Genomic DNA, 18,170 nt, shown 5'->3' with positions numbered 1-18,170 from the left:
GCGAAAGGCCAGATCATCGTTCGGCCGAAACCGGCGCCAGGTGGCTTGGTCAGCTCACCGCGTTGTTAACGTGCGGCCAGACTTCCATCGCGCCCCTGTAGACCATGTCGAGCGCGACGTAGAGGATGATCGCCAGGCCGACATAGGCAATCCAGCGGTAGCGGTGCAGCAGCCGGGCAATGAAGCTCGCGGCAAGGCCCATCAAGCCGATCGACAGCACGAGCCCGATGATCAGCACCCAGAAATGATCCCGCGCCGCGCCGGCGACGGCCAGCACGTTGTCCAGCGACATCGACACGTCGGCAATGACGATCTGCAGCGCCGCCTGGCCGAGCGTCTTGCGCGGCGCCTTGCCGGCAACCGCGCTGTCGTTGTCGAGGTCGGAATTGGACAGCGCCTCCGTGGCCTCCTGTTCGTCGGCTTGCGAGGTGCGCAGCTCGCGATACATCTTCCAGCAGACCCACAACAGCAGGATGCCGCCTGCCAGCAGCAGGCCGACGATGGCGAGCAGCTTGACGGTGACAGCGGCAAACAGGATGCGCAGCACGGTCGCCGCAATGACACCGATGAGGATCGCGTTCTTGCGCTGGTCAGAGGGGAGTCCGGCAGCGGCAAGCCCGATGACGATGGCATTGTCGCCTGCAAGCACCAGGTCGATCGCGATGACCTGAAGAAGGGCGCTCAGGCTTGCCGCGCTGAAAATGTCCATCGTCTGGAAGCCCTTTGCTGTTCGGCGAGTGCCGGTCGTCGAATATCCCGACGCCCTAACGTGTATCGTTCCCGCGCGTCAAGAGAACCCAGGCGGAACAAGCGCTTGCACGTCGTGTTGTTCCACCGGAATCCATATGGAGTTTGCAATCGAAAAGGCTGACTTTGGCGCCGCCGACAGCAGGCAATCTGTCAGTCGTAAAGATTGTATTTTGCCCAGTCGGCTTCCGGGATCTCGTCACCGATCTTGTAGCGGAACTGCAGCACCTGCATGTGGTCGGGCGCGGTCTGGCACTTGAACTTCAGCCGGTACCATTGACCCTTGCTGCGAAAGGCGGCGCCGGGACTCCTGATCGCATCGGCGCTCATCTGCGGCGTGGCGAAGGCATAAGCCACGACGCGGTCGGCCTTGTAGTTGTGGTCGTCATGGCTGATCCGGTCGAGCACCTCGGCGTCGCAACGCTGCTCGAGACGAGTCTGCGGATCGAGTTTCAGCAGGCCGGCGCGAAGCGCGTTGTCCATTGCGTTGGCTGGCCAGGCCAGCGTCAGGGACGCCAGAGCCATCAGGCAGAGCTTTTTCATGGGCGCGACAAGCAGCATATCTTGTCTGATAAATCAACCAAACGCACGCGCTTGTGAGATCGATGCCGGACTGGGCTCACCGGCTCGTGATTCGACTCCGCCGACGGCCGAACGGATCAAAAAATGCCCGGCGTGACGAAATTCAGCCCGACTGCTTCGAAGCCGCGTCAGCCGATAGCGTTCATAGCGCTGGTTTCCCCAGAACAAACAAATATGCGACCCTCTGTTTTTTGCAGAAAGGTTGAGTGGTTTCGGTCGTCGACTTTGCGGCACGGTCCCACAGGAAAGCCGCCGCGGTCACCACTTCACGTTGAGGCTGACCTTCCCGCCAATCGAGTAGCTGTCGCCAAAGTCCTGGAGGCTGGTGTGCGCGAATGCTTCGCCGTTGATGGAATAGCGCTCGTCCGACCAACTGTAGGATCCGCCGAGACCCAATCCACCCCACAGCGCCCGGTTCTCACTGACGAATCTCTTTCCTGAGACATCGACATCGGAGCCGTCGAGGAAGTCGTAGTAGAGATTGGCGATCCCATAAACGCTTGAGCGGCTCACCTGGCCTGCGGCATCTTTCCACTCCTTGTCGTAGTCGGCGGAGAGTCCGAGGCGACCGATCAGGGTGTCGCCATCGCGCAGCGATACTGCGGCGCCATAGGGATCGGTGAGGTCGTCGAAGCGCACGGACGAATAGGAAAGCTGGGCTTGCGGTGTCAGCGACCACCGAGCGGCAAGACCAATCTTCTGTCCCGTTTCGATGCTCAGCGCGTAGCCGAAGCTGTTGTTGCCCTTTGTCAGCGTCCTGCTCAGGGTGGCGGAATGAAGATCGCTGTCATACCACGTCAGTTGCCCCTGAGCGTCGACATAAAGGCCGTTATTGCCGTACCAAGTCAACGTGCCGCCAAGACCATAGCCGGTAGTGTCAATGTCGCCCAGGCCGAAGATCGAGGATACATCTGCGGAAGCCGTGCCATAGTGGACGCTGGGCCCGCCAATCAGGGTACCGGCCTCGCTTTCAACGAGTGCCCCGTCCAAACCTGCCTGCAGCTTCCAGGTATCCACATCGTAGTCGGTGCCGGTCGTCGATGTTCCCGGTTCGAGATGGCCGTGAGCAGCTTCGATCCGTCCCCAGATGCCTTGCGCCTTCGAGTTCCCCTCCACGTCAGCCGTTGAGTTGCCAGCCGCCCAGGAGCGGCCGTCGGTGCGCTGCTGGAGAGTGCCGAGCTGGTTGAAGCTCTGCAGGACGCCCGCATAGGCCTCGTAGAGCGGCGCGCCCGGTGCATAAAGCGGCGAGGGATCGGGAACCGGACCATTGATCAGAGCTGACCGAAGATACCAGTCGCCATCGTTGGGCGTGCTGACGCCGTTCTTGTAGAGCCGATAGGCATAGGCGCCGGCGACGACGGCCTGGTCACCCTGAAAAACATAATCGCCCAAAAGCGAAAACGTGCCGTCGGAGGCTCCGCCGACATCGATGATCTTGATGCCTTCGACCGTCTGCGCGCCGCTGCCGCCGACATTGATCACCTTGACGTTGGTGCTGCCCGACGTATCGCCGGTAACGACCAGCCGGTCGGTGGCTGACGCATCGCCCCCCAGCACCGTTTCGATCTCCAGCGTACCGCCATTGCCGGTATAATTGCCGTTAACCGTCAGCGTGCCGATCGAGTTGCCGGGGGCGATGGTGCCGGCGCTCGTCGTGTCACAGACTGTGCCGATGCCCTGGAGCCGCCCGCCCGCCAGCACGTCCATGCCGCCGCACAGACTGCCGTTGACCGAGAGTGTACCGGCCACCACCGAGGTGGTTCCGGTGAAACCGGAGCTGTCGCCGGTGAGCCTGGTAAGTCCCGAGCCGATCTGCCGGATGGCGCCCGATCCGGAAATGACGCCATCGAAGATATAGACGTCCGACCGGTCGAAGGTGAGCGTGCCATTGTTCGTCACGTCGCCAAGGATCGAGCCCGAGGTGCCACCATTGCCGAGCTGCAGGGTGCCCGCCGAGATCGTCGTCCCGCCGGTGTAGCTGTTGTCCGCTGTCAGGATGGTCGTCCCAGAGCCGGCCTGATTGACCGTGCCGCTGCCCGAGATCGTGCCGGCGAAGCTGTAGGCATCCGACCGGTTGAAGACGAACGTGCCATTGTTCGTCACATCGCCGAGGATCGAGCCCGAGGTGCCACCATTGCCGAGCTGCAGCGTGCCCGCCGAGATCGTCGTCCCGCCGGTGTAGCTGTTGTCCGTCGTCAGGATGGTCGTGCCGGAGCCGGCCTGATCGACCGTGCCGCTGCCCGAGATCGTGCCGGCGAAGCTGTAGGCGTCCGACCGGTCGAAGGCGAGCGTGCCGTTGTTCGTCACGTCGCCGGTGATCGAGCCCGATGCGCCGCCATTGCCGAGCTGCAGCGTGCCCGCCGAGATCATCGTACCGCCGCTCGAGACTGTAGCGGCGCTGTTGAGGATCAGCCTGCCGCCGTTGACGGCAAGCGTGTTGGTGGCAAGGCTGCCATCGATCTGGGCCGAGCCCGAGTTCATGGCGACGCTGTCCATGCCGCTGATCGCGTAGGCGGCGCCGTAGACGAAGCTGCCCGAGCCGAGATCGAACTTCAGGGCGCTGTTGCCACCGCCGCTGATGTTGCCGTCGATAGTGCCGCCCGTGATGCCCAGCACATTGTTGGCGACGCTGAGATTGATGTTTCCGGTCACGGCGCCCGCCGTGGTGATGGTGGCAGCCCCGCCAGTCTGATTGAGCGCGATTCCCGAGGCTCCGGCGTTGACGATAGCGCCAGAGCCGATGGCGATTGTGCCGCCCGCGGCGGCGCCGCCATGGATGGCGGCGCCCGTGCCCGAACCGCCGGTCACCGTGCCGCCAGTGACGCTGATGTCATAAGTTCCGGTACCCTTGTTGCTGGCAAAGAGGCCGTCACCGCTGCCGTTGTTGGTAACCGTACCGCCGCTCATGGCGATGCTGATGGTGCCCGTGGAGGCGGCATTATTGACGACCGCGCTGAGGGCCGGGTTTGTACCGCCTTGGACCTTGACCGTGCCACCCGTCATAGTGATGCCGGCGCTGCCCAGTTCCGACTGGCTCAGGACGCCCGTGCCCGAGGCCGCCGTGACCGTTCCGCCGCCGATGGTGACGCTGGCCGCGCCGGAAGAGGCGGTATTGGTGATCATGGCGCGCAGGCCAGCGCCGCTGGCGGAACTGACCGAACCGCCGGTCATCGTGATGCCGGCATTGCCCGTGCCTGCATTCTGGGCAGTTGCGCCGTAGCCTGTACCCGTATTGATCACCTGCCCGCCATTGAGCATGAGCAGGGCATCGCCGGTGCCGGCGTTGTTGGTGATATTCGCCAAGAGCGCACCTAGGGTGGAGGCGGAGGCCGATGTCGCGGTGCCGGTGTCCATCCGGATGATGGCGTTGCCGGCAGTGCCCTGATTCGCGACATTGATAGCGGCAGCCAAAGGTTGGGTCGTCTGGAGCGACTGGAAACTCAGCGCGTTGACGACAAGGTCATTGACGTTGATTGCGCCGCTGAGGAGGTAGACCGCGCCCCCGCCGCTGGTGGTCTTCTGGGCAACTAGACTGGGATTATCGAGGATTACGGTCAGACCGTTCACATTATAGCTGATGCCGGGCGAGGGATAGCTGCTCCCCGAGCAGGTGACCACGCCGCCGACCGGCGCGCCGCATTCGTTGGCCGCAAAAGCGCTGCGCGGCGCGGACGCCAGCATCGCAGTCAGGGCGATCAGCGATGCGGAAGAAAGCGCCGCCCGTGAACTGCAGTTGGGGCGGCTCGGTCTCCTCCGTCGAACATCGGCGATACTAATCGACGACATAACTATTCCCTCGGTTCTGCGGTGTGAATTGCATTTGGTGTCGTGGCCCGAAAAACGGGCAGGCGTGTGCGACAAATGCATCGACGGGTCATCTGTATCGAGTTTTTTCGGGATGCTTCCGGAGGCATGAGTTCCGTCGCCGAGAGGTGGGGGGTTCCGCATTCGCGGTGACGATGGCGTCCAAAGCAACGCTTCGATCAGGACAGATGGCCTGCGCGGCGCCGCTGACGCCTGCTAAAGGGTCCCGTTTCCTGCGAAATTGCCTGCTATTGCCAATACGAGAGACATCGCCGCCTGCTTGCATTACCACGCCATGCTCCGCCTTAAGTGCCTGGTTAACAGACGCTTTCTCGAAGAATCGAGCCTTGTGAGGAAGACAAAGATCAGCGGGAACGTATTTCAGAATATTGCTGTGCGTATCAATAAATTGCGATCGTTGTGAATTGAGGCAATGTATAGTTGCCGGAATGCTACTTTATTTCAGTGGCAACTTATACATGTGGGGAGCGGTATGGCGCTCGCTTCCCCCTAAATGACGCTAAGCAAGGAGTGATGGAAGTGCGTCGATCGTCTCGTGAAACAAGCGGGAAGCACCGCGGGCCGGTCAGTCAATAGCGTTGTCTGTTGCAGCCTGATCCGCCGTGCCGTCGTCTCCGTTTCCTGTGTCTGGCACCTGGCTGTCGCCTGAGCCGGCCGGGGGAAGCACCGTGACGTCCATCCGAGCGATCCTGGATGCTGCCCGACCTTGAGCGCCCGGCTCGCTGTCGCCCGTCTCCAAAACGGAGGCTTTCGCAAGATGACCGACGCTTTCGGCGCTCTTGCCGGGGAAGGTTTCCTCGGACGGCGCCTGAGGTCTGAGGTTACGCTGCACGACGCCAGCGTTGTTCTGGTTTCCAACAGGGGAGGTCATGACTGTGGCTCCAGTGGATGACGGAAACCTGTTTAGCACAGCTGGCTGGTGCCAGCCTTGCGACTGGAGAGGCCGTCCGCCCTGGGCAGTTAGCCGCTGGCCGATCTAACCCAGGCGGCACCCGGCTATCCCATCGTCATCCAGGGCGCGGCGGCGGCGACCGAAGACGCGGTTGCCGTCAAATGCCGGCCTGAAGATGAACTGGGGCAATTCGATGTTCACCGCCTTGGACGTTTGGCGTGCCCAAAACCCATCTCTCAAAGTTTAACGGCCGGCAAAATGCACCGCTAAGGATGCTTGGTAACGGTTGATTCAACCCTTGCTGGTATATGGAAGGTGGCGGCTCCGACAGTGGCAGGGGTGCTATGCGTGCCGGAGCCGCCTGCGCGGGCGATGGGTGGTACATCCGCGCTGTCTCAGAATAGGACAGCGCGGTCTACAATTAGTTAAAGCTAAAATGACTGTGCCCGGAAACGCGGCCTCGGCCACGGCGTCCGGGCACGAATGTTCCTTATGTCGCCTTATCCACCAGCGGTGCCTTCCTCGTCGGCGGCTTGTAGGACGTCACCAGCCTGAGCGTGTCCATGTTCACCGTCACCGGCACGCCAAGGTTCACCGTCACCCACTCGCCATCGATAGAGGTGACGTCGCCGACAAGCTCGATCGGCTGGCCTTTCTTCACCGTAGACGTCCGATCGACGATCGAATGCGGGAACCCATATGATGGGATCGAAACGCTCACCCTATCTTCGGTCACGCGCCGCCGCACGGTCGCGGTGATTGCTACCTCGTCGCCGATGTGTATGCCCTTCGCCATGGTTAACGAGTCTGGAGCAACTGGCAGCGTCGTCAAGCAGTGGCTAATGTAGCAACCGGGAACCTTTCCTCAGACCTCATGTTGATTCTGTAGACGGCGCATCTTTTCCAACCTGAGAGCGCCGCGTCGGGATGGATTGTCGCCTGTTACCGCGAAGGTGAGAGACGCCGGCTTTCCTTAGGAGGTCCCGACAAAGAGCCCGCCCGGCGTCGCACCGGGAGCGGGCTCTTTCATTGAGCCCTCTTGCCATCCGGGGGCGCCAAAGGAATATAATCCTCCCGGTGCGGCGACTCGCCATGACGATGAAATTCCCCTTCGTAGAAGACACGCTCGGCAAGAAGCTCGAAGCCGGCACGGGCCTTTCGGTCGATTGCCTGACATGCAGGAGGAAGGCCGTCTTAGACGTTGCCGAATTGGTGAAGCGGCTCGGACCTCATGGTCTCTTCATTGGGATCTGATCAAGGTGATCTTCTGCCACGAATGCCGCGCCGCCGGCCGCGACGATAGGAATCTGCAATTCACAAACCACGCCGTTACGCCGGAGCAGCGCAAAGGCTGGACGCCTGCCCTTGAACCCTACTCATCCGCAGCTTTCTCAAGTCCGGTTGTTAGCCCTGCCAAGAGCATGGAAGACAGTTCACGGGACCGCTCGATGCGCCGGCGGTTCTTCTCGATAAGTTCCTGCGTTTCCTTGATGCGGATCAGGCTTTGCCGCTCCCTTTCATCGAGGTGCTTAGCCAGCTTTTTGGTGTCGTCGATCTGTTGCATGATAATGGCCACCTTCAAATCGGGACGCGTCCGCCTGCGTCAAAAACTCACGAGGACTAGAAACTGTTCCCTAGCACAGTGGCAGGCGCCAGAGCGTGCCGGAGGCTTCGGCGGCGTAGGAGAGCGGCGAGGGCAAACGCGCGCTGGCGGCCTTCCTTGTGGCGCATGTCGAATGCCTCTTGCTACAGGAGCGGCCCGGCAGCCTTTGTTGGATTTTCGAGGAGGAGGATCACGATGGCCATGCTTCTGAGAATTCTCGCTGCCATATCTGCCGAGGAAAAGCGGGCCGTGATCGCGGAGTTCAAGAGGCGCTATCGCTAACCGGGAATCGGTCCATAAAACACGGCCCCGCTGCCTCACGGTGGCGGGCCTTAGCTTTGCCGGAACTATCCTCCGAGGTCGGCCGTTGAGCGACCGACGTAAGGAGGAAGCGATGCCGGATGCAAGCGACGAATCAACGCCGAGGATGACTCAGCGCGAAGCTCAGGAGGCGCTAGAGAAGCAAGTTGCGCAGTTGAAACGCGAGATCAACAAGATCAATCGGACGCTGGCCGAGCGCGCCGACGAGGCTGGAGAGGAGGCAGCAGGCTGGTATGAAAGCGCTGCCGATGGCGCCGGCCGGACTGCTCAGGCGCTCCGGACCGGGGCTCAGTCGGTTTCGGGAGCCGTCCAAAATAATCCTGGAACGGTTTCAACGGCCTTCTTTCTCGGCGCCGCGTTGGGATTGCTGCTGGGGCTTACCCTCAGTGATCCTAATGGAGCTGGCCGGGATTATTGGTTCTATAACCGAGCAAACAGTTAAAAGCCCGGCTGCTCGGGTGGCCTGGATTGTTTTGTGGCAGAAAAGTCACGCGGCTTGAATATGCAGCGCTTCAACTAGGGCGCGCTTATTATCGATCTTACCGAGGCGTACCGTCTTGCTTGCGAGGGGGATGCGGGGACCACCTGGAGCGCTCGCTGCGGCAACGTAGCGGGCGCTTCCCATTCGCGCGATGGCGATCCCGCACCAGAGCAGGCGTTAGAATCCCGCTTCCAGCCTTTTTCTTTGGCATGGCAGCGGTTATGGCAAGACCACGAAGCGGCACCTAACTTGTTGATTTTCCTAAGCTTGTGGCGGAGGGAGTGGGATTCGAACCCACGGTGAACTTGCGCCCACGCCGGTTTTCAAGACCGGTGCCTTAAACCGCTCGGCCATCCCTCCATCGTGATTCTTCACGAGGTGCTCCGTCCCGGTTGGCCGGTAGGCCGCGATGCCGACAGAGCACCCATCCTCTAGTGTGCCGTGCAAAGGCATGTCAATCGTTGGAAACCGGTCCGGCCGGTTATGCCTGACCTTGTCGGCCGGCGCAGGGACGGCGCTCAAGGTGTTGCGGCCAACGGCTTTATCAGGCGATAGCTAATATAGATGAGCCGAGTCATCCGTTCGACCGAGGCAGTCCCTGCAGAGGCTCATGCTAAGCTCTTGTTCGGCGCAGGGAATTCCAGCGCCATGAGCGCCGGTTGGAAAAAGGAAGTCCCCCCTCCAAAAGCTGCCCCTCCATCCGGCGCTCATCCTGTAAGGCTGGTCCACGCCGCAGTCCTCGCCATAATGTCGCCGGGTTCCGGCCATAATCGATTAACATCGTGATAAACAATTCCTGTGCACAAGGGGATTGGGGATCAAGGTGTTGCTGGCATTCGCGGGCGCTTTGGCTCCGACTGGTGGCGGCAAGACTGTAAGGGGACAATCGAAAACATGCAGACCTCGGCGCGCCCGCGTCTTCGTCGCGCTCCTGCTTTTGTGCTGTGCACCCTGTCGGCGGTGCTGCTTGCCGCCTGCACCTCTACGCCGCAACCTAAGGCGATGGTCGACAAGCGGTTGCGCTCCAAGGAATATTTCGCCGAATCCGAATATGGCGTGAAGGCGAGCCCGCGCGTCAATTTCATGCGGCGCGGCGGTGGCCGCGACCAGCTCGGCAAGCCGTATCAGGTACGCGGCAAGTGGTATTATCCGAAGGAAGACAAGCGCTACGCCAAAGTCGGTTTGGCGTCGTGGTATGGCGATGCCTTTCATGGCCGGCTGACCGCCAACGGCGAAGTCTACGACACGGCGCAACTGACGGCGGCGCACCCGACCATGCCGCTGCCGAGCTACGCGCGCGTCACCAACCTCGACACCGGCAGTTCGGTCATCGTGCGCGTCAACGACCGCGGCCCGTACCATGAGGGCCGCATCATCGACGTCTCGCAACGTGCCGCGCAAATGCTCGACTATGACAAGATCGGCACCGCAAAGGTGAAGGTCGAATATGTCGGCCGGGCGCCGCTCGATGGCAATGACGACCAGTATCTGATGGCCTCCTACCATCCGGGCAACAGGCGGCCTGATCCGTCCGACGGCCTGCCGACCGGCGTGATGGTGGCCATGAACGGCCCGTCGCCCAGCATGCAGACGGACGCGCCTCCGGCCGCCGTGCCGTTCCCCGGCCAACTGACCAATTCGGGCCAAGCGTTCACCGCGCAGCCGGGACTGTCGGCGCAGGCGCCGGGCGCCAGCGACGTCACTTTGCCGGATTTCGGGCCGATCGTGCCGGAGCGGCCGGAGTTCAGGCTGCCGCCGAATTCGCCCTTTGCCATGGCCTCGCTGTCCTACGCGGATGAGCGCGTCAATCGCGCCGACGTCTTTGCCGCGCTCGATGGCAGCGGCATGTTGCCGGCCGACATCCTGCAGTCGTGGAAGAAATCGAACCGCCAGGAACAGACGCCGGTCCTGGACTATGTCGCCGCCGGCTCCTTCGAGGATGCCGCCGAGGCAAAGCGCGTGGCGGCCGCGCTCGACCCGTTCGGCAAGACTGAAATCCAGCGGACCGAGCTTGACGGCAATGACTGGTATGCGGTCAACGTCTATCCGGATGGCCATGGCAGCATCGACGACCTGCTGCAGGCGGCCTGGTCGCACGGGGCGCCGGACGCATTGGTTGTGCGAAACTGATCAATTTCGCGCGCTCGGTTGGTTCGGCTGAAAAAACCCTGATAGCTTGACCGGGCCAATGCGGCTAACGGGTCGATATTTCATGCTGTTTCGCGTCTTTCAGCCTCTCGCCGGACTTCTGGGATTGGTGCTGATGCTGCTTTGCGCCGTCCCGGCGAGCGCGCAGCTTTTCGAGACCAAGGCGGCCCAGGCCTTCATGATCGATGCCGATACCGGCACGGTGCTTTTCGCCAAGGATGCCGACAAGCCGATCCCGCCGGCCTCGATGGCCAAGCTGATGACGATGGAAGTGGTGTTCAACGCCATCAAGGCGAAGCGGATCACGCTCGACGACACTTTCGTGGTTAGCGAAAACGCCTGGCGCACCGGCGGCGCACCGTCCGGGACCTCGACCATGTTCGCCAAGCTCAAGTCCGCGGTCCGCGTCGAGGATCTGATCCAGGGCGTGACGGTGCAGGCCGCCAATGACGGCTGCATTGTGCTCGCCGAAGGCATGGCGGGCTCGGAGGCGAATTTCGCCGCGCAGATGACCGAGCGTGCCCGAGAAATTGGCCTCTCGAAATCGACCTTCGTCAACTCGACCGGACTGCCGGCTGACGGCCAGCAGACCACAGTGCGCGAGTTGACGATGCTGGCGTTGCATATCTGGCGCGACTATCCGGAGTTCTTCCACTATTACGGCCAGCCGGATTTCACCTGGAACAAGATCTCCCAGAGGAACCGCAACCCGCTGCTGGCTATGGGCATCGATGCCGACGGCTTCGTAGCCGGGGCAAGCGAGTCCGCCGGCTTCGGCATCGTCGGCACGGTCAGCCACAACGGCATCCGCGTGATCGCGGCCCTGAGCGGCCTGGCCAGCGATCGCGAACGTGCCGAGGAAGCGCGCAAGCTGCTCGATTGGGGGTCGCGGTCATTCCAGAAGACGGAGATCTTCGCCAAGGACGAGGTGGTCGGCGAAGCCCAGGTTTTTGGGGGCGCCAAATCCGGCGTGGCCTTGAAAGCCAAGGGTCCGGTGGACATCTTTCTGCCGATAGCCAATCGCGACAAGCTGACCGCCAGGATCGTCTATGAAGGTCCGGTGGCGGCGCCGGTGGAGGAGGGGCAACCGGTCGGGGAGTTGCGCGTTTGGATAGGCGACACGCTGAGCCAGCGAACGCCGCTGTTCGCCGCGGAGCCGGTGAAAGTGGGTACGCTGCCGCAGCGCGCGCTCGACGCCGCCAAGGAACTGGCTGTCGGCTGGCTGCGTCAGAAGCATTTGTGATCGGGCAGGCGCGTGGACCTTTTGTCGGACGACAGCTATGACAGCGGCCAGCGCGGGCAAAGGCATTCTCGATTGGCGAGCGGATTTTTCATCACCTTCGAAGGCGGCGAAGGAGCGGGCAAGTCGACGCAGATCGAGCGGCTGGCGCGCCGCATGCGCGCCAAGAGATACGAGGTTCTGGTGACGCGCGAGCCGGGCGGCTCGCCGGGCGCCGAGGCGGTGAGACATGTGCTTTTGTCGGGCGCGGCCGAACCGTTCGGCCCCAAGATGGAAGCAATCCTGTTCGCCGCCGCGCGCTCCGACCATGTCGAGCAGGTGATCCGGCCGGCGGTCGAACGCGGCACGATCGTGCTCTGCGACCGGTTCATCGATTCCTCCCGCGTCTATCAAGGCGTTACTGGCGGGCTCGACCCGGATTTCATGGAAGCGCTGGAGGCGGTCGCCATCAACGGCATGGTTCCCGACATGACGCTGATCTTCGATATCGATCCGGCCGAAGGCCTGAAGCGCGCGGCGGCACGCCGCGGCGCCGGCGACAGCGCCGACCGTTTCGAGAAGGAGACGCTCGCCGTCCACCGGCGCCGGCGCGAGGCCTTTTTGGCGATCGCCGAGGCAGAGCCGGATCGCTGCATTGTGATCGATGCGACGGTCGACCCCGAAACGGTGGAGAACGTCGTCACCGCGGCCGTGTTCGCGGTGCTGGAAAAGCGCATGCCGGCGCAAAGCAGGCAGACGGCGCCGGCATGATCTTCGAACGCATCGCTCCCGAACAGCATGACACGCTGGACGGCGTTCCCGAACCGTCGGAAACGCCGCGGCTTATCGGCCATGCACAGGCGGCAGGCATGCTTGCCGCAGCCTACCGCGCCGGCAAGCTGCCGCATGCGCTGATCCTCGCCGGGCCGCACGGCATCGGCAAGGCGACGCTTGCCTTCCACCTGGCGCACCATCTTCTCAGATGTCCGGACTTCGTGGCCGCGCCCGAAACGCTCGCCGTTCCCGATCCGGCGTCGTCGCTATTTCGCCAGATCGCCACCGGCGCGCATCCTTCGGTGCTGCATCTCACCCGTCCGGCCAACGACAAGACCAAGAGCTTCAAGACGGTGCTGACCGTCGACGAGATCCGCAAGGTCAGCCGCTTCCTGTCTATGACCTCGCATGACGGCAGCTACCGTGTCGTCATCGTCGACCCGGCCGACGACATGAACACCAACGCCGCCAATGCCTTGCTCAAGAATCTCGAGGAGCCGCCGGCACGCACACTATTCATCCTGATCGTGCACGCGCCGGGGAGTCTTTTGCCGACGATACGGTCGCGCTGCCAGATGGTGCGGCTGACGCCTCTTGCACCAGACGAACTGATGGCGGTGCTGGAAAACGTCGAGCCGCCGCCGCCGGCGGATCCGGCGGCGCGCGCGGCACTGACCGAGCGGGCAGGGGGCAGTGCCCGCAACGCGATCCTGCTTACCCAATATGGCGGACTGGAGATCGCCGGCGCGCTCGATGCTTTGGTGGCGGCGCCGAAGCCCGACATTGCCGGCGCGCACCGTCTTGCCGAAGCCGTCGCCGGCCGCGACCAGGCGATCCAGTTCGATATCTTCAACCGCCGCGCGCTCGATCTTTTGTCGGCGGCGGCCAGCGAAGCGGCTTTAGCCGGCGATCTCGCTAGGGCCAAAACGCTGTCCGAGGCTTGGCATGAGGCGCTGAACACGATATCTGAGGCCGAGACCTACAATCTCGACAAGAAGCAGCACGCCCTGACCATGATCGACCGCCTGAATTCTGTGATGCGAATGTGACGGCCCTGCGGGATGGCAATCGCCATGCCGATAGTTTATCCACCGCCACAACTGCATCCAGATATTCATGACGGTTCATTCATGTCACGCGATACGTTCTACATCACGACCGCAATCTCCTACCCTAACGGCAAGCCACATATCGGCCATGCTTATGAGCTGATCGCCACCGACGCGCTTGCGCGCTTCCAGCGGCTCGAAGGAAAGGACGTTTACTTCCTGACCGGCACCGACGAGCACGGCATCAAGATGCTGCAGACGGCGCGCAAGGAAGGGATTTCACCGCGCGAGCTCGCCAACCGCAACGCGGCCGAGTTCAAGCGCATGGCGACCGCGCTCAACGCCTCCAACGACGATTTCATCCGCACCACCGAGGAGCGGCACAAGGCGTCTTCACAGGCGATCTGGAAGGCGATGGCCGCCAATGGCGATATCTACAAGGGCGGCTATGCCGGCTGGTACTCGGTGCGCGACGAAGCCTATTACGACGAGGAGGAGACCGAGGTCCGGGCTGACGATGTCCGTTATGGGCCGCAGGGAACGCCCGTCGAATGGGTCGAGGAAGAGAGCTATTTCTTCCGGCTTTCGGCCTATCAGGACAGATTGATCGCGCTTTACGAAAGCCAGCCCGATTTCATCGGCCCGGCCGAGCGCCGCAACGAGGTGATGAGGTTCGTCAAGTCGGGGCTGAAGGACCTGTCGATCTCGCGCACCACCTTCGACTGGGGCGTGCCGGTGCCGGGCGACGAGAAGCACGTGATGTATGTGTGGGTCGATGCCTTGACCAACTACATCACCGGTGTCGGCTATCCCGATGAAAACGCTGAGAAATGGCGGTTTTGGCCTGCGGACGCGCACATCATCGGCAAGGACATCGTGCGCTTTCACGCCATCTTCTGGCCAGCCTTCCTGATGTCGGCGGGGATCCCGCTGCCGAAGCGCGTCTTCTGCCATGGCTTCCTCTTCAACCGCGGCGAGAAGATGTCGAAGTCGGTCGGCAACGTCATCGACCCGTTCACCATGGTCGAGCACTACGGCGTCGACCAGGTGCGCTATTTCTTCCTGCGCGAGGTGCCGTTTGGCCAGGACGGCAACTACAGCCACGAAGCGATCGTCAACCGCACCAATGCCGATCTCGCCAATGGGCTAGGCAATCTGGCGCAGCGTTCGCTGTCGATGATCGCCAAGAACTGCGGCGGCGCGGTGCCGAGGCGCGGCGACCTGACTGAGGCCGATCGGGCGATCCTCGACCAGGCGGTTGAGGCGCTAGTGGTCGCGCGCAAGGCGATGGCGGAGCAGGGCATCCATCTGGCGCTGGCGGCGATCTTCGGCGTGGTGGCCGAAGCCGACCGCTACTTCGCGTCTCAGGAGCCGTGGGCGCTGCGAAAGACCGATCCCGAGCGCATGGAGACGGTGCTGTGGACGACCGCCGAAGTCGTGCGGCGGGTGACGGTGCTTTGCCAGCCCTTCATTCCGGGGTCGGCCGCGAAGCTGCTCGACCTCTTGGCCGTGCCGGCGGACAAGCGCAATTTCGCGCATGTCCACGCGGAACATGCGCTCGTGCCCGGGACAGCCTTGCCGGCACCTGAAGGCGTCTTTCCGCGTTACGTCGAGCAGGACACCAAAGCCTGATGCTTGTCGACAGCCACTGCCATCTCGACTTTCCGGACTTCGCCGAGGAGCGGGCGGCCATCGTCGCCCGCGCCCTGGCGGCCGGGGTTGGCCGCATGGTGACGATCTCGACGCGGGTGAGGCGTTTTCGGCAAATCCTTGAAATCGCTGAAAATTTCAATGAGGTCTATTGCTCGGTCGGCACCCATCCGCATCAGGCGGCGGAAGAGCTCGACGTGACTGCCGACGAGCTCGTGCGGCTTTCCAGCCATCCCAAGGTGGTGGCGATCGGCGAAGCCGGCCTCGACTATTTCTACGACCACGCGCCGCGCGAGGCGCAGGCTCAAGGCTTCCGCACCCACATCGCCGCCGCGCGCCGGACCGGGCTGCCGTTGGTCATCCATGCGCGCGATGCCGACGACGACATGGCGGCGATCCTCGAGGACGAGACAGGGAAGGGCGCCTTCCCCTTCATTCTGCATTGTTTTTCGTCCGGCCGCAGGCTGGCCGAGGTCGGCGTGGCGCTGGGCGGCTATGTCTCTTTCTCGGGCATCCTGACCTTCAAGAACTCGGCCGAGCTGCGCGCCATCGCCGCCGACGTCCCGCGGGAGCGGCTGCTGGTCGAGACCGACGCGCCCTACCTTGCGCCGATCCCGCATCGCGGCAAGCGCAACGAGCCTGCCTATGTCGCCAACACAGCCAAGGTGCTGGCTGAAACCATCGGCGTCAGCGAGGCGGAGATCGCCGACATCACCACCGAAAACGTCTTTCGGCTGTTCACCAAGATGCCGCGTCCAGACGTGGCGACCACCTGAGACATGACGGACCGGCTGCGCCTCACCATTCTCGGCTGCGGCTCATCGCCCGGCACGCCGCGCATCACCGGCGACTGGGGCAATTGCGACCCGACCAATCCGAAAAACCGGCGCATGCGCACGGCGGCGCTTGTCGAGCGGATTGCCGCCAATGGCGCCCGCACCACGGTCGTCATCGACACCGGACCGGATTTCCGCGAGCAGATGCTGCTCGCCTCGGTCAGGCGCATCGACGCGGTCGTCTATACGCATCCCCACGCCGACCACATCCACGGTATCGACGATCTGCGTGGCTATGTGCACGAGCAGCGGCACCGCATCGACATCCACGCCGACGAGCCGACGATGGGACGGCTGCGCCAGGCGTTCGGCTATTGCTTCGAAACGCCGCCGGGCAGTTCGTATCCGCCGATCGTCAAGCCGCATCTCATCGACCATGCCAGGCCGGTCGTGGTCGAAGGCGAGGGCGGCGCCCTCTCCCTTGAGCCGCTGCCGCAGATCCATGGCGACATCATTTCGCTTGGTTTCCGCATCGGCGGGCTCGCCTATTGCCCGGATATCAGCGACTTCCCGGACGCCACCGCGGAACGGCTGCGCGGCCTGGACACGCTGGTGATCGACGCACTGCAATACAATACGCATCCCAGCCATCTGTCGCTCGGCCAAGCGCTGGACTGGATCAAGAAGCTGGCGCCGAAAAACGCCGTGCTGACGCATATGCATGTGCCGCTGGATTATGCTGTCGTGATGGCCGAGACGCCGGAGCACGTGGTGCCGGCCTATGACGGCATGGCGGTTGAAATCGCTTGTGAGTCAGCGTTATAGAAACGTTTGTTCATTTGGTTGTTTGTTTTCTCGACGGCACAGTATCAGTAGCGCTGCCGTCGAAAATGCAGCGGACGATCAGCGCACGGCTTGAACGTCGGCCGTCGTCCGCTCCGGGCTGGGCCATCTGCAGAGTGACGGACCGAAACTGCAGTGATTTCCAGATCCGCGCCTTAGCATGCCAGTTCCATAATCTATCTTATGCGACTTATGGATGGGCGGTATCGAGATGCGCATGGACGAAGCGACTGCTCTGCCCCATGGTGCTTGTCGCTTCGGCTGGGACCTGACAATCGCAATGACTGCTTCGCCTTCCTTCCTTGGCCTTCCGGATCGCCTCACCGATGGCGTCAGGCCCCGTGCGGTGATCTTCGGCGCCGGTCACGGAAGCACCTATCCCGGCAAGGACAGCGGCGGCTATGTCCTGGCCGCCGGCGCCATCCGTGCGGCGAGCCAGGACGATACGCCGCTGATCGAGCACTGGGATTTCGACCTCGGCGGTCCGCTGTTCGACGGCAAGCCGGTCTGCTGCGTCGACGCCGGCGACATCCTGACCACCATGCATGACAATGCCGGCAACCGTGCCCGGATCGAGGCGAAGACGCGCGAGATCCTGGCATTGCCGGCCGTGCCGATCCTGCTTGGCGGCGACGATTCCGTGGTCATCCCGTTCCTTAGCGGTTTTGCCGATCACGGGCCGGTCTGGATCCTGCAGATCGACGCCCATATCGACTGGCGCGACGAGGTCGATGGCGAGCGCTGCGGCTATTCGAGCCCGATGCGCCGAGCGAGCGAGATGCCGCATGTCGCAGGAATGGTGCAGGTCGGCCTACGCAGCGTCGGCAGCGCACGCCTCACCGAAGTCGAAGCGGCGCGGCGCTATGGCAGCCGCTTCGTGACCGCGCGCGAGGTTCACGCCCAAGGCGTCGAAGCCGCTCTCCGGCATATTCCGGAAGGTGCGCGGGTCGTCGTCACCCTCGACTGCGACAGCCTCGACCCCAGCATCATGCCGGGTGTGGCGGCGCGCACACCCGGCGGCATCACTTACATGCAGGCGATCGAACTGATCGCGGGCCTCGGCAGGCGGGCCAGGATCGCCGGATTCGATCTTGTCGAATTCTATCCTCCCGCCGACATAGACGGCCTGTCGGCGCTGACCGCGGCACGGCTGCTCGTCAACGCGATCGGCGCCATCGTCCGGCAGGCTTGAAACCGCTTTCCTGACTTGGCGCACAGTTGGCGGACAATGGTCGTTCTGCGGCCCCTCGCCTCCCAAGT

General features: G+C 62.9%; 16 protein-coding genes and 1 tRNA gene. 10 read left to right on the top strand and 7 right to left on the bottom strand.

Annotated elements, in window-relative coordinates; translation table 11 throughout:
• Window positions 1–49: 49 nt before the first annotated feature.
• The 5 genes from RFM40_RS02550 to RFM40_RS02530 all read right to left on the bottom strand — a co-directional run bounded on the left by RFM40_RS02550 (window position 50) and on the right by RFM40_RS02530 (window position 6,842).
• Complete coding sequence (locus tag RFM40_RS02550) at window positions 50–709, bottom strand: TerC family protein (protein ID WP_320225958.1); 660 nt, start codon at window positions 707–709, stop codon at window positions 50–52.
• 191 nt (window positions 710–900) lie between these two features.
• Complete coding sequence (locus RFM40_RS02545) at window positions 901–1,308, bottom strand: DUF930 domain-containing protein (RefSeq protein ID WP_320220521.1); 408 nt, start codon at window positions 1,306–1,308, stop codon at window positions 901–903.
• Between the two features lie 279 nt (window positions 1,309–1,587).
• Window positions 1,588–5,115, bottom strand: coding sequence for an autotransporter outer membrane beta-barrel domain-containing protein (locus RFM40_RS02540; protein ID WP_320277063.1), 3,528 nt, complete (start codon window positions 5,113–5,115; stop codon window positions 1,588–1,590).
• Window positions 5,116–5,719: 604 nt separating this feature from the next.
• On the bottom strand, window positions 5,720–6,025 hold the full coding sequence (locus RFM40_RS02535; RefSeq protein WP_320277062.1) for a hypothetical protein: 306 nt from the start codon (window positions 6,023–6,025) through the stop codon (window positions 5,720–5,722).
• Between the two features lie 511 nt (window positions 6,026–6,536).
• Window positions 6,537–6,842, bottom strand: coding sequence for a hypothetical protein (locus RFM40_RS02530; protein ID WP_320225961.1), 306 nt, complete (start codon window positions 6,840–6,842; stop codon window positions 6,537–6,539).
• Window positions 6,843–7,138: 296 nt separating this feature from the next.
• Here RFM40_RS02530 and RFM40_RS02525 point away from each other — a divergent pair, with 296 nt between their 5' ends.
• A complete protein-coding gene (locus RFM40_RS02525; protein ID WP_320277061.1) occupies window positions 7,139–7,300 on the top strand; it encodes a hypothetical protein in 162 nt (53 codons plus the stop codon).
• 118 nt (window positions 7,301–7,418) lie between these two features.
• On the opposite strand, the gene RFM40_RS02520 is transcribed toward RFM40_RS02525, so the two are convergent.
• Window positions 7,419–7,610 carry a hypothetical protein gene (locus RFM40_RS02520; protein WP_320225962.1) on the bottom strand — a complete coding sequence of 64 codons (192 nt, stop codon included), beginning with the start codon at window positions 7,608–7,610 and terminating at the stop codon, window positions 7,419–7,421.
• A 433-nt stretch (window positions 7,611–8,043) separates the two neighbouring features.
• Between RFM40_RS02520 and RFM40_RS02515 the strand changes: the two genes are divergently transcribed.
• The gene (locus RFM40_RS02515; protein WP_320277060.1) at window positions 8,044–8,412 is read left to right on the top strand and encodes a hypothetical protein; all 369 of its coding nucleotides are present in this window, start codon (window positions 8,044–8,046) and stop codon (window positions 8,410–8,412) included.
• A gap of 309 nt (window positions 8,413–8,721) precedes the next feature.
• Here RFM40_RS02515 and RFM40_RS02510 read toward each other — a convergent pair.
• Window positions 8,722–8,811 (bottom strand) — tRNA-Ser (locus tag RFM40_RS02510).
• A gap of 534 nt (window positions 8,812–9,345) precedes the next feature.
• Here RFM40_RS02510 and RFM40_RS02505 point away from each other — a divergent pair.
• The 8 genes from RFM40_RS02505 (at window position 9,346) to RFM40_RS02470 (ending at window position 18,102) form a co-directional block, all read left to right on the top strand.
• Entirely contained in the window at window positions 9,346–10,581 is a 1,236-nt protein-coding gene (locus RFM40_RS02505; protein WP_320277059.1) for a septal ring lytic transglycosylase RlpA family protein, read from the top strand.
• Between the two features lie 82 nt (window positions 10,582–10,663).
• Complete coding sequence (locus RFM40_RS02500; protein WP_320225965.1) at window positions 10,664–11,842, top strand: D-alanyl-D-alanine carboxypeptidase family protein; 1,179 nt, start codon at window positions 10,664–10,666, stop codon at window positions 11,840–11,842.
• A gap of 72 nt (window positions 11,843–11,914) precedes the next feature.
• Window positions 11,915–12,589 carry a dTMP kinase gene (gene tmk / locus RFM40_RS02495; RefSeq protein ID WP_320225966.1) on the top strand — a complete coding sequence of 225 codons (675 nt, stop codon included), beginning with the start codon at window positions 11,915–11,917 and terminating at the stop codon, window positions 12,587–12,589.
• Entirely contained in the window at window positions 12,586–13,641 is a 1,056-nt protein-coding gene (locus RFM40_RS02490) for a DNA polymerase III subunit delta' (RefSeq protein WP_320277058.1), read from the top strand. Before tmk ends, RFM40_RS02490 begins: the two co-directional genes overlap by 4 nt.
• An 81-nt stretch (window positions 13,642–13,722) precedes the next feature.
• Entirely contained in the window at window positions 13,723–15,273 is a 1,551-nt protein-coding gene (metG, locus tag RFM40_RS02485; RefSeq protein ID WP_320225968.1) for a methionine--tRNA ligase, read from the top strand.
• Window positions 15,273–16,067 carry a TatD family hydrolase gene (locus tag RFM40_RS02480; RefSeq protein WP_320225969.1) on the top strand — a complete coding sequence of 265 codons (795 nt, stop codon included), beginning with the start codon at window positions 15,273–15,275 and terminating at the stop codon, window positions 16,065–16,067. The genes metG and RFM40_RS02480 overlap by 1 nt, the downstream gene beginning before the upstream one ends.
• A 3-nt stretch (window positions 16,068–16,070) precedes the next feature.
• Window positions 16,071–16,892 (top strand): MBL fold metallo-hydrolase, encoded by an 822-nt coding sequence (locus RFM40_RS02475; protein ID WP_320225970.1) that lies wholly within the window; start codon window positions 16,071–16,073, stop codon window positions 16,890–16,892.
• A gap of 298 nt (window positions 16,893–17,190) precedes the next feature.
• Window positions 17,191–18,102, top strand: a complete 912-nt coding sequence (locus tag RFM40_RS02470; protein ID WP_320225971.1) for an agmatinase — start codon at window positions 17,191–17,193, stop codon at window positions 18,100–18,102.
• Window positions 18,103–18,170: the final 68 nt, after the last annotated feature.

Origin of the sequence: Mesorhizobium captivum, from assembly GCF_033977165.1 — a bacterium.
Lineage (GTDB): Bacteria > Pseudomonadota > Alphaproteobacteria > Rhizobiales > Rhizobiaceae > Mesorhizobium > Mesorhizobium captivum.
The sequence above is the reverse complement of the archived record's forward strand: the minus strand, read 5'-3'. Positions and strand labels throughout refer to the sequence as shown.

Coding starts and splice junctions, on each gene's coding strand:
- RFM40_RS02550 (WP_320225958.1), bottom strand. CDS start 709: ATGGACATTTTCAGCGCGGCAAGCCTGAGCGCCCTTCTTCAGGTCATC.
- RFM40_RS02545 (WP_320220521.1), bottom strand. CDS start 1,308: ATGCTGCTTGTCGCGCCCATGAAAAAGCTCTGCCTGATGGCTCTGGCG.
- RFM40_RS02540 (WP_320277063.1), bottom strand. CDS start 5,115: ATGTCGTCGATTAGTATCGCCGATGTTCGACGGAGGAGACCGAGCCGC.
- RFM40_RS02535 (WP_320277062.1), bottom strand. CDS start 6,025: ATGACCTCCCCTGTTGGAAACCAGAACAACGCTGGCGTCGTGCAGCGT.
- RFM40_RS02530 (WP_320225961.1), bottom strand. CDS start 6,842: ATGGCGAAGGGCATACACATCGGCGACGAGGTAGCAATCACCGCGACC.
- RFM40_RS02525 (WP_320277061.1), top strand. CDS start 7,139: ATGACGATGAAATTCCCCTTCGTAGAAGACACGCTCGGCAAGAAGCTC.
- RFM40_RS02520 (WP_320225962.1), bottom strand. CDS start 7,610: ATGCAACAGATCGACGACACCAAAAAGCTGGCTAAGCACCTCGATGAA.
- RFM40_RS02515 (WP_320277060.1), top strand. CDS start 8,044: ATGCCGGATGCAAGCGACGAATCAACGCCGAGGATGACTCAGCGCGAA.
- RFM40_RS02505 (WP_320277059.1), top strand. CDS start 9,346: ATGCAGACCTCGGCGCGCCCGCGTCTTCGTCGCGCTCCTGCTTTTGTG.
- RFM40_RS02500 (WP_320225965.1), top strand. CDS start 10,664: ATGCTGTTTCGCGTCTTTCAGCCTCTCGCCGGACTTCTGGGATTGGTG.
- RFM40_RS02490 (WP_320277058.1), top strand. CDS start 12,586: ATGATCTTCGAACGCATCGCTCCCGAACAGCATGACACGCTGGACGGC.
- metG (WP_320225968.1), top strand. CDS start 13,723: ATGTCACGCGATACGTTCTACATCACGACCGCAATCTCCTACCCTAAC.
- RFM40_RS02480 (WP_320225969.1), top strand. CDS start 15,273: ATGCTTGTCGACAGCCACTGCCATCTCGACTTTCCGGACTTCGCCGAG.
- RFM40_RS02475 (WP_320225970.1), top strand. CDS start 16,071: ATGACGGACCGGCTGCGCCTCACCATTCTCGGCTGCGGCTCATCGCCC.
- RFM40_RS02470 (WP_320225971.1), top strand. CDS start 17,191: ATGACTGCTTCGCCTTCCTTCCTTGGCCTTCCGGATCGCCTCACCGAT.